This is a genomic window from Yersinia sp. 2542 StPb PI, assembly GCF_048593855.1.
GTDB classification, from domain to species: Bacteria; Pseudomonadota; Gammaproteobacteria; order Enterobacterales; family Enterobacteriaceae; genus Yersinia; species Yersinia enterocolitica_E.
The window spans coordinates 1-10986 of sequence record NZ_JAZGQA010000151.1; the positions used below are offsets into that span (position 1 = coordinate 1).

Here is a 10986-nt window from a genome sequence, read left to right on the forward strand (position 1 = left end):
CTGAATGGAAAAGAAAAACCTACACATATTTCCTTCAGTTGGGAAATACCTGCGAGGAAAAGTAACTCTGATGGCTCAAATATTATTATTACTGACCAACCAACGAAATTGGGGGTAAGCGATCCTCTGGATTTAATCAGTAACTTACAAGTCAGCATCGACAAATTTTTTGATTACAACCTACAAGATGAATCCGTTACTCTGGAAGCCTTTTACCAGTCTTATGGCATTTATCTGTGGGAACTGTTCTTCCATATTCCATTATTAGCATCTGCCCGTTTCCTTACCGAACAACGTTTTGATGAAGCCGAACATTGGTTAAAATTCCTGTTTAATAGTGCCGGCTATCGTAATGAAAAAGGTGTTTTACAAACGGATGGCGATAAACCCCGCTATTGGAATATATTGCCACTGCAAAAAGATACTGACTGGGACAGCAATACCACACTGGCAACAACCGACCCTGACGTTATTGCCATGAAAGATCCGATGCAATATAAGTTAGCGGTCTTTATGCGCACACTGGATGTATTAATTGCCCGTGGTAATCAGTCCTATCGTCAGTTGGAGCGCGACACTCTGGTTGATGCCAAGATGTATTACGTGCAGGCCAGCCAATTATTAGGGCCACGCCCTGAAATTACTGTCGCACATGACTGGAAAGATCTGAGTTTAAAAGATAACGCGAAGTCCATCTCCGGCAACAAACCAGACGGCAACTTCCTGCCACCGTACAACGAAGTGCTGCTTTCCTATTGGGATAGGCTCGACATTCTGCTGTATAACCTGCGCCATAATCTTAGCCTGGAAGGGCAACCGCTGTATCTGCCGCTGTTTGCAACCCCGATTGATCCAAAAGAGTTACAACGCCAGCACGCTGCCGGTGACGGGATCAGTACATCTCTGACCCCAACTGCTGTTGCCACCAGCCTGTATCGTTTCCCTCTGCTGTTGGAACGAGCCAAAGGTGCCGTCAACTCAGTGATGCAGTTTGGTAACTCATTACAAAATGCGTTAGAGAAACAAGATAACGAAGCCTTGACGCTACTGTTACAACAACAACAGCAACGGGTATTGCAGCAAACCCGCGATATTCAAAATGCCAATATCGAACTTATGCAAAGTAGCCGTAAAGCCACCCGAGTGATGAAAAGCAGCGCCGAAGAACGCCGGGATTACTATAAGAAATTAATTAAAGAGGGTATTTCCAGCGATGAACAGAACGTTTTAACAGCCCGTACTGCTGCATATGTTCTGAATATGAGCTCGATAGTACCAATCAGTGTCGGTGCAGCACTCGATCTGGCACCTAATATCTTCGGGCTCGCTGACGGGGGTTCTCGTTGGGGAGCGGTTGCACAAGCCACTGGCTATTCCATGCAGATCACCGCCAATGGCATCGAACAGGGGGCAAACATCAGCGATATCAGGGCCAACCATGCGCGCCGTGCGCAAGAGTGGCAGTTACAGCAAACCCTGGCCGAGAAAGATGTTGAGCAGTTGCAAGAGCAGCTCGTCGGGCTGGATCTTCAGATCTCAATGGCGCAGAAACAGAGCAATCTGGCTGAAATGGAGCAATCCCACGCGCAGGCCGTTTACCAAATGCAGAGCACCCGCTTTAGCGGTAAAGAGCTGTACAACTGGATGGTTGGCCGCCTGTCTGGTCTGTATTACCAACTGTTCGATGCCGCGCAGCCACTGTGCCTGATGGCAAAAAGTGCACTGGAACGTGATATCGACACCAGCAAAACACAGCATCTGTTCGCGCGCTCAGGTTGGAATGATCTATATCAAGGGCTGCTGGCCGGTGAAGATCTGATGCTGAATCTGCAAAAACTGGAAAATATCTGGCTGATGGAAGATGAACGCGCATTAGAAGTGGATCGTACCATTTCGCTGGCGCAAGTTTATCATCGCTCTACCACCGGTAACTTTGATTTATCCAGCGCAATTTCTGATGCTATCAATGCCAAACAGGATACCAGTGGTGGTCTTATTAGCATCACAGAGGGCATCTTAAGCGCCAAAATCAACATCCGTGATCTGGCATTGGAGCAAGACTACCCGGCAACCATGAAACTGGGCAAAAAACGTCGTATCAAACAGGTTAGCGTGACACTGCCTGCGGTGTTAGGGCCATATCAGGATGTACAAGCCGTTCTGAGCTACACCGGGGATAAGACAACCTGCGCCAAAGGCTGTGAGGCTATCGCCATTTCGCGCGGCATGAATGACAGTGGCCAGTTCCAACTGGACTTCAACGATGGTAAGTACCTGCCCTTTGAAGGGATTGATATTACCGATAATGGCAGTTTCGAGCTGCGCTTCCCTAATGCGAATGCGAACGGAACGCAACAGGAGCTGTTACAACGCCTGAGCGATATCATTTTGCACATTCGCTACACCATCCGTTCCTAAAACCGCAGTTACTTACTTAACCCAACAGGCCTTCGTCAGGAGGCCTGACAGGAGTCCATTATGGAAAACAACAAACAACAGATTGGTGTAGCGCCATTATCGCTCCCTAAAGGGGGCGGTGCTATGACAGGAATGGGGGAATCACTGGGTGCTATCGGCCCAAGTGGATTAGCCAGCTTAACCGTGCCTTTGCCTATTTCTGCTGGCCGTGGCTATGCACCGGCACTGGCATTAAGTTACAGCAGTGGCAGCGGTAATGGCCCGTTCGGCCTCGGCTGGAATGTGGGAATAATGGCGATTCGCCGTCGCACCGAGCGTGGCGTCCCTCACTATGATAGTCGTGATGAGTTTATTGGTCCCAATGGTGAAGTCCTGATTGCCGTTTCTAAATCAGACAGCGAATTTAAATATCAAGATAGTGCATCAAATAACTTTAGCGTTACCCAATATCAGCCGCGCGTAGAGGGCGGTTTTGCTCGTATCGAATTCTGGCAGCCCAAAGACACCACATCCAACCAAACCGCTTTCTGGCGGGTTTACAGCACTGATGGCCAGCAGCATTATCTGGGTATAACCCCACAGGCACATATTGCCGCTGCTGAGCATCCAGCACATATCGCAGAATGGTTATTGGAAGAGTCTATCTCCGCCACCGGCGAGCATATTTGCTATGACTATCAAGGTGAAGATGACGCCCACGTTGATGCAGCAGAAAGTGCTGCTCATCCACAAGCCAGCGCTCAGCGCTATTTGCAGCAAGTACGCTACGGCAATCTGACGTCAAGCGAGACGCTATTTAGCGGCCAAAAAACGCGCCCCCAAGACGACAAGTGGCTATTTACGTTGGTATTTGATTATGGCGAACGCCCAAATACCTTATCTGAGGTTCCACCACGTGATTCAGATGCTGTCTGGTCAGAGCGGCAGGATCCTTTCTCGCGTTACGAATACGGTTTTGAAGTCCGCACTCGCCGCCTGTGCCAACAGGTCTTGATGTACCATAACCTACAACTGTTGTCTGGCGATGAAAACCAAAGCGATGCGGCACTGGTGGCTCGCCTGCGCCTGAACTATCTGGCCAGTCCATATGCCAGCCAGCTCATCAGTTGCCAGCAAGTGGCCCATGAAACAGACGGCACCACTCTGACCTTACCGCCACTGGAATTTGATTATCAGGAGCTGCAAACTGGCGCAGAGAACCACTGGCAGGCGATGCCTGAATGGGACAAATTTAGCCCATATTATCAGTTAGTTGACCTGAACGGTGAAGGGTTGCCGGGCATGTTGTATCAAGACAGTGGCAGTTGGCGCTATCACCCGCCAGTGCGCACCGCGGATAGTGAAGATGGCGTCAGCTTCGGCGCGGCACAAATTTTGCCCACTATCCCTACCTTGCGTGATAGTGCCAGCCTGATGGATATCAATGGTGATGGCCGTCTGGACTGGGTTATCAGCCAACCGGGACTGGCGGGTTATTACAGCCGTAACCCTGATCAAAGCTGGACCCAGTTCACCCCGCTGTCTGCATTGCCCACCGAGTATTTCCACCCACAAGCCCAATTAGCGGATTTGATTGGCAATGGCTTATCTGATCTGGCGTTGATCGGGCCGAACAGTGTGCGCCTGTATGCTAATCAGCGCGATGGTTTTGCTGCCGCGCTGCAAGTCTATCAAGACCCTGCCATCGTTCTGCCGATCCCCGGTGCCAGTAATGCTGAGTTAGTGGCTTTCAGTGATCCACTGGGGAGCGGGCAGCAACACCTGATGCGGGTGCGCCACAATAACGTCACCTGTTGGCCGAACTTAGGTCATGGCACCTTTGGCAAACCGGTCACATTGAGCGGTTTTAATCAGCCGGTGGACAGTTTCAACCCGCAACATATCTGGCTGGCAGATATCGACGGCTCTGGCAGCGTTGATTTGATCTATGCCAACAGCGATCACCTGCTGATTTACCGCAATCAGAGCGGGAATAGTTTTGCCGCGCCACTGAAACTGCCCTTGCCGCACGGTGTTCGTTACGATAACACCTGCCAACTGACATTAGCCGATGTACAAGGTCTGGGGGTCACCAGCCTGCTGCTGAGTGTGCCACATATGGTAAACCGCCATTGGCGCTATGATTTCACGACCCGCAAACCTTATCTGTTATCCACCGTCAATAACAATATGGGGGCTGAGAGCCGCTTGTCCTACCGCAGTTCAGCCCAGTTCTGGCTGGATGAAAAAGCGGCGGCGGCCAGTAAAAAACAGAAAATTGCCTGTGGCCTACCGTTCCCGATGCATTTGTTGGCGCGCACCACGCAATTTGATGAAATCACGCAAAATAGCCTGAGCCAGCAAGCTTATTACTACCACGGCTTTTATGATGGTGCCGAGCGCGAGTTCCGTGGTTTTGGCCGGGTGGATACGCTGGATACCCATGTTGATGCCCGGGGTTCCGCTCAGGAACGCACGCCACCGTCGCTCACTCGCAGTTGGTTCCATACCGGCCGTGCTGATGATGAAACCTGCTATCAAGCAGAATATTGGCAGGGAGATGACCAGGCATATCGGCCAGCCACGACCCGCCTCACTGAATTCAATCGTCAATCTGAAACTGATGATTTACTGGCAGACATCACACCAGAACAGGGCTATTGGCTGTATCGGGCGTTGAAAGGCAGCCTGTTGCACAGCGAACTCTATGGCCTGGACGATATTGGCCTGAACGACGTGCCTTACACCACCAGTAGCGCCCGCTATCAGGTGCGGCAGGTACGGGCGGCGGATAGCCGCGCGGTCTCACCCATCGTAATGCCAATGTCACTGGAGCAACTCAGTTACCACTATGAGCGCATTGCGCAAGACCCACAATGCAGCCAGCAAATTGTGCTGCGCTGCAATGAGTATGGTCATCCGCTGCACTCGGCGGCCATCAATTATCCACGCCGCCCTCAGGACAAAGTGACGCCTTACTCCTGGTTGGCAGACCAGCACTGGGCCAGCAGTTATGACGAACAACAACGGCTGTTGCGCATCAGCGAAAGCCAGCAATCCTACCGGCATGTGATTGAGGACAACGGATTACTGCTCGGCCTGCCGTGGCAGCAACGCGGCGATGCACTGACTTATGCTGCTGATGCAGTCCCGGCTAATGGCCTGAATTATGAAGTTGTGTTAGATAAAGAAAACAGACTTGGCACACCACTTGAACAGGTTTTTGCTGGCCAAAATGAAGTGTTTTATCACCAAAAATACCCGCTGCAAGGGCTGGTTATTTATAGCGAAACCGCTGAGTTTGATGACAGTTCACTCACTGCGCTAAATAAGATGCTACCGACCTATAGAGAACAGAGTCAGCAACTGCGAGCCGCAGGTTACACCCTTGCCCCACGTTTGTTTAATCATAATGAAGAGATCCCTGTGTGGGTGGCCCGCCGTGGCTTCACTGAGTATGCCGGTGCCAGCAACTTCTATCATCCATGGTCACAGCAGAGCTCTCAATTAGTGGGTAAAACTCATCTACATTGGGATCGACACAATTGTGCTGTTACCGCCATCACGCTGGCTGATGGCAGTACCACTACAGCCGAATATGACTATCGCTTTATCACCCCGTACCAGTTGACTGATATCAACGATAACCTGCATCAGGTGGCATTGGATGCCTTTGGCCGGGTCACTTCCTCACGCTTTTGGGGTACGGAATTACATCAGGGCCGCGTGGTTGACAGCGGATTCACTGAGGCACCCTTTACTGCACCAAATAGCATCGAAGAGGCGATTGCCAAAGAGAATGAGATAGTCGCTGTGGCTCAATTCTCTTTTTATCAGCCATTTAGCTGGATGATAAAACCGGACAATGAGTTTGTTGATGGATGGCTCAACAATTCTTCACTGGATTTTAACACCTTAATCCAAAACCAATTCCTCACGGAAGACGGTTATCTCTGCGCTCTGGGTTCACGCCGTTGGCTGCGACAAGGTAAGTATCCATTAGATGAATATATGAGTATGGAAATTCACGATAGCCAAGAACGCCACCCGCCTCATGCCATAACCGTAGCCACCGACAGCTACGATCGCGAGGCGATAAAACAACAGCACCAGCAAGTGATTGTGTGCAGTGATGGTTTTGGTCGTGTGCTGCAATCGGCACAACGTGTTGAGTCTGGCGAAGCTTATATCCGCGATACAGATGGCCGACTGCAAACCGACAACAACGGGATAACTGTCAGTAATACAACCTCGCGTTGGGCGGTTTCTGGCCGGGTCGAGTATGACAATAAAGGGCTGGCCATCCGTGCCTATCAACCTTACTTCCTTGATAACTGGCGTTACATCAGTGATGACAGCGCCCGCAAAGATACCTATGCCGATACCCATGTTTACGACCCACTGGGGCGTGAAATCAAGGTAATTACCGCCAAAGGTTATCTGCGCCGGGCGCAATACTTCCCGTGGTTTGTGATCAGTGAGGATGAAAACGATACCGCAGCAGAAGTCAGCGCAGCGACAAACTAACACTATCAGCCATTAACCCTGATCGGCATACATTGGCGGTCAGGGCCACTGATGGCTAACAACCAAAGGTAACCCAAATGCACTTACTGGCCCCCGGCGATAACTTTGTTCTGACCTGGGTCATTATCGGCGTTCTTTCTGCCTGGGGAGGTCTGGTTCGCTACATCTTGAATAAGGATACCCAAGAGGACGAATGGAGTTGGGCTGCGGTGATAAGTCAGGTCATTGTTTCCAGTTTTACCGGCTTGCTGGGTGGCCTGTTCTCTTTCGAAGGTGGCGGAAGTCCCTATATGGCTTTTGCCATTGCCGGCCTGTTTGGCGCCATGGGCAGCACTGCCCTGCAATATATCTGGAGCCGTTTTTTTGGTCACCATAACCCTCCTAAATAACAGAGGTCACTATGCAACAGGATAAACCACAGTTTCGCTTTGGTCAGATTAGCGAACATAACCTACGCGGCATTCATCCCGACCTGGTATTAATTGTGCGCCGTGCATTAACCCTTAGCACTATCGATTTTCGTGTTATCGAAGGAATTCGAACCCCTGAGCGCCAGCGCCAATTGGTGCGTAACGGCAGCAGCAAAACCCTTAATAGTCGCCATCTGACTGGTCATGCCGTCGATTTGGCCCCGATGGTTAACAACCAAATCCCGTGGGAAGACTGGAGCGCCTTTCATCAGGTGGCAAAAGCGATGAAGCAAGCCGCCCAAGAGATGGAACTACCGCTGCAATGGGGCGGCGACTGGAAAACCTTTAAAGATGGCCCACATTTTGAACTACCCAGAGAGGTCTACCCATGATTGGTTTACGCATACTCCCCGGACTGGCCAAAGTCGCCCTATCACTGGTGGTGGTGGCTATCGTGATGTGGCTGGTACAAACCGGCCGAACTCTGGAGCGACTGAATATAGAGAATGTCGCGCTCAATACCCAACTAGTTCGTTTTGGCGAGATTAATCAAAGACTTAATGAGCAAATTTTACTCACTACCAGCTACCTGCAAAAAGTTCAGGAACAAGAGCGCATTGAGGGAGAAAAAAGCGGTGAACTACAAAAACGCTTACGTGCGGCACAAAAAGGTAACAAATGTGCTGATGAGCCTGTGCCTGATGATGTTATCCGCATGCAGCAGCAAGCCATCGGTAACCATAAATGAGTGTTTGCCTTTCCCTACTGCTTTATTACCACCGTGCCAAATGCCGGAGTTTAATGTGAAAACCTGGGGTGACTACCCGCAGTATGTCGAACAAACCCGTCTGGTACTGACCCGTTGCAATACTAACCGTGAGTCAGCGCTATTTTTCTTACAACAACGCAAGGAATAAATTTATGTCTAAAAATGTCTCGATGAGCGCACCAACCCCCGCCATCGCCATCAGCGATAACCGCGGGCTGGGTATTCGTGCACTGGCCTATAACCGCAGTGATGCCAGTCAGGCAGCCGATGAGCTGATCACTTGCAACCGTTATAATGCCATTGGGCAACTGATTGCCAGCCGTGATGCCCGGCTTGAAATCGATAACTTCCGCTATCACTACAACCTTGCCGGAACCGCGCTGCGCACCGAGGGTGTCGATAATGGCACCTTACTGCAACTGGCTGATATTGAAGGCCGGCCAGTGATGAGTTTGGATGCCAAAGGTACCCGCAGTTGGGTCAGCTATGAGCCAACACTGGGCCGCCCGCTGGAGCATCATCAGCACACTGAAGGGGGGCAGAAAACCATTACCGATCGCTTCTTCTACGCTGACAACAGCCAACCGCATAAAGCCGCCAACCTCAACGGCCAGTGCATCCGCCATTACGATACCGCCGGATTACAGGAAGTGGTCAGTTTGTCTATCACTGGTGCGCCACTGCAACAACAGCGCCGCTTACTCACCGATACCCTCGGGCCGGTGAACTGGTTTGGCAAAGAACAAAGTTGGGCCTCCCGCCTTGCCAATGAACTGTTTATCACTCGCGGCACCACCGATGCCCTCGGCCAACCTCTCACCCAGACTGATGCCAAAGGCCATACCCAGCAGATGGCTTATAACCGCGCCGGTCAGCTCAGCGGCAGTTGGCTGACACTGAATGGCGGAGCGAAACAGGTGATTGTAGCATCTCTCACCTATTCCGCCGCCGGGCAAAAACTGCGCGAAGAGAGTGGCAATGGCGTGGTCACCGAATACCGCTATGAAGCACAAACTCAACGGCTTATCGGTATTAAAACCACCCGTCCGGCCCTGAAAGACCGGTCAACCCTGCTGCAAGACCTGCGCTACGATTATGACCCGGTTGGCAATATTCTGGCTATCCATAATGATGCCGAAGCCACCCGCTTCTACCGCAATCAAAAAATCGTGCCGGAAACCACTTACCGCTATGACACCTTGTATCAGTTGATTGAGGCCACCGGCCGTGAATCCGATAAAAACAGCGCGCAAAGTGCCAACCTGCCCGACTTAGTCTCACTGACTGACGGCAACCAATATGTCAATTACACCCGCCGTTACAGCTATGACCGCGCCGGTAACCTGCTGAAAATCCAGCATACCGGCGCCAGCAGCTACACCACAAACATCACAGTATCCGATACCAGCAACCACGGAATTCAACAGCAGGATGGGTTAACTGCCGCTGATATCCGCAGTCAGTTTGATGCCGCCGGTAACCAGCAGCAATTACAACCCGGCCAGCCGCTGCAATGGGATGCCCGCAATCAGTTGCAACAGGTGATTACCGTTAAGCGTGAGGCTGGAAACTCCCCCAACAATGACTACGAAAGCTACCTGTACGGCGGTGATGGCATGCGCATCGTTAAGCAAAGTATTCAGCAACGCCAAACCAGCAAGGTGGTGTATTTGCCGGGGCTGGAACTGCGCACTCAGCATAATAACGATAAGCTGACGGAAGATTTTCAGGTGGTAACCGTCGGCGCCGCGGGTCGCGCCCAGGTGCGGGTATTACTGTGGCAACACGGTAAACCGGATGATATTGCTAATAATCAATTGCGCTACAGCTTTGATAACCAAATTGGCTCCAGTTTATTAGAGCTGGACCATAACGGCGATATTATCAGCCAGGAAGAGTATTACCCGTTTGGTGGTACGGCGGTATTTGCCTCGCGTAATACGCTGGAAGCGAAATATAAAACTGTGCGTTATTCCGGTAAAGAGCGCGATGCCACCGGCCTATATTATTATGGCTTCCGCTATTATCTGCCGTGGCTGGGAAGATGGCTCAATGCCGATCCGGCAGGAACCATTGATGGGCTGAATTTGTTCAGGATGGTCAGTAATAATCCGGTAAATTTCTTTGATGGAAACGGGTTTCAGAAAAGTAAAGATATGCGATTAAGTATTGCAAAGGAAATGATTTCTAAAATTAGCAAACATGAACCAAAGGCAACAAAAATACTCGATGAAATAGCCTATAAATTAGGAGCTGAGCTTTATGGAAGAGAGTATAGACTAAAAACAAAAGAATCCTTAGCTGAAAAATTAACAATCGCTGAACCACATGAGATGAACGATGTATTGCGTTACACTATAGGTTTTCCATATGGACGAAACGATGAGAGTATATCATTAACTCAAGAGCAGGAATTTGTTTCAAATGTTGTATTTACATTAAATACCTTAGCAATAAAAGGATATAAAGCTGTTCTCCTCAGAAACACATTTCATGAATCTCAAGCATACAGAGGTATTAATGCTAACTTCACATTACCAGATAACTCAGCAAAATTTGAAATACAAATACATACTGCACAAAGTTTCAAAATTAAAAGTGAAGGACATATACGTTATGAAGGTATAAGAGACCTCGAGCGTGGGATGCAATCTGGAAAATATGAGGGCAATAATGAAAATAAATCTAAGCTTATAAAACTTAAAGAGAACCACCTCAAAGCATCTGAAGTAATAGCTTCACCAACAGGAATTCATGAATGGATCCCTTCTATAGGAGCTAAAAACCTCAATTTCAAATGGAAAGATAAGAGAATGCTTTCTTCAGAAGAAACTACATTTTTCAGGGGCAGGATAAAGGAAAATATGAAAAAACTTAAAAAGT

7 protein-coding genes are annotated in these 10986 nt (G+C 49.8%); all 7 read left to right on the forward strand.

Annotated elements, in window-relative coordinates; genetic code table 11:
- The first annotated feature begins 255 nt into the window (after positions 1-255).
- Positions 256-2418 carry a toxin subunit gene (locus V1952_RS16260; RefSeq protein ID WP_420075120.1) on the forward strand — a complete coding sequence of 721 codons (2163 nt, stop codon included), beginning with the start codon at positions 256-258 and terminating at the stop codon, positions 2416-2418.
- A 60-nt stretch (positions 2419-2478) separates the two neighbouring features.
- Entirely contained in the window at positions 2479-6924 is a 4446-nt protein-coding gene (locus V1952_RS16265; RefSeq protein WP_420075115.1) for a SpvB/TcaC N-terminal domain-containing protein, read from the forward strand.
- 77 nt (positions 6925-7001) lie between these two features.
- Complete coding sequence (locus tag V1952_RS16270; protein ID WP_420075116.1) at positions 7002-7313, forward strand: phage holin family protein; 312 nt, start codon at positions 7002-7004, stop codon at positions 7311-7313.
- Between the two features lie 11 nt (positions 7314-7324).
- Positions 7325-7726 carry a M15 family metallopeptidase gene (locus V1952_RS16275; protein ID WP_420075117.1) on the forward strand — a complete coding sequence of 134 codons (402 nt, stop codon included), beginning with the start codon at positions 7325-7327 and terminating at the stop codon, positions 7724-7726.
- Positions 7723-8082, forward strand: a complete 360-nt coding sequence (locus V1952_RS16280; protein WP_420075118.1) for a DUF2570 domain-containing protein — start codon at positions 7723-7725, stop codon at positions 8080-8082. Before V1952_RS16275 ends, V1952_RS16280 begins: the two co-directional genes overlap by 4 nt.
- On the forward strand, positions 8039-8251 hold the full coding sequence (gene lysC, locus V1952_RS16285) for an Rz1-like lysis system protein LysC (protein ID WP_420075121.1): 213 nt from the start codon (positions 8039-8041) through the stop codon (positions 8249-8251). Before V1952_RS16280 ends, lysC begins: the two co-directional genes overlap by 44 nt.
- A gap of 4 nt (positions 8252-8255) precedes the next feature.
- A partial coding sequence (locus V1952_RS16290; RefSeq protein WP_420075119.1) for an RHS repeat-associated core domain-containing protein occupies positions 8256-10986 on the forward strand: 2731 nt, incomplete at its 3' end.

Excerpts from the sequence above, each read along its gene's own strand:
- V1952_RS16265 (WP_420075115.1), top strand. The coding sequence starts at position 2,479 with ATGGAAAACAACAAACAACAGATTGGTGTAGCGCCATTATCGCTCCCT.
- V1952_RS16275 (WP_420075117.1), top strand. The coding sequence starts at position 7,325 with ATGCAACAGGATAAACCACAGTTTCGCTTTGGTCAGATTAGCGAACAT.
- V1952_RS16280 (WP_420075118.1), top strand. The coding sequence starts at position 7,723 with ATGATTGGTTTACGCATACTCCCCGGACTGGCCAAAGTCGCCCTATCA.
- lysC (WP_420075121.1), top strand. The coding sequence starts at position 8,039 with ATGTTATCCGCATGCAGCAGCAAGCCATCGGTAACCATAAATGAGTGT.
- V1952_RS16270 (WP_420075116.1), top strand. The coding sequence starts at position 7,002 with ATGCACTTACTGGCCCCCGGCGATAACTTTGTTCTGACCTGGGTCATT.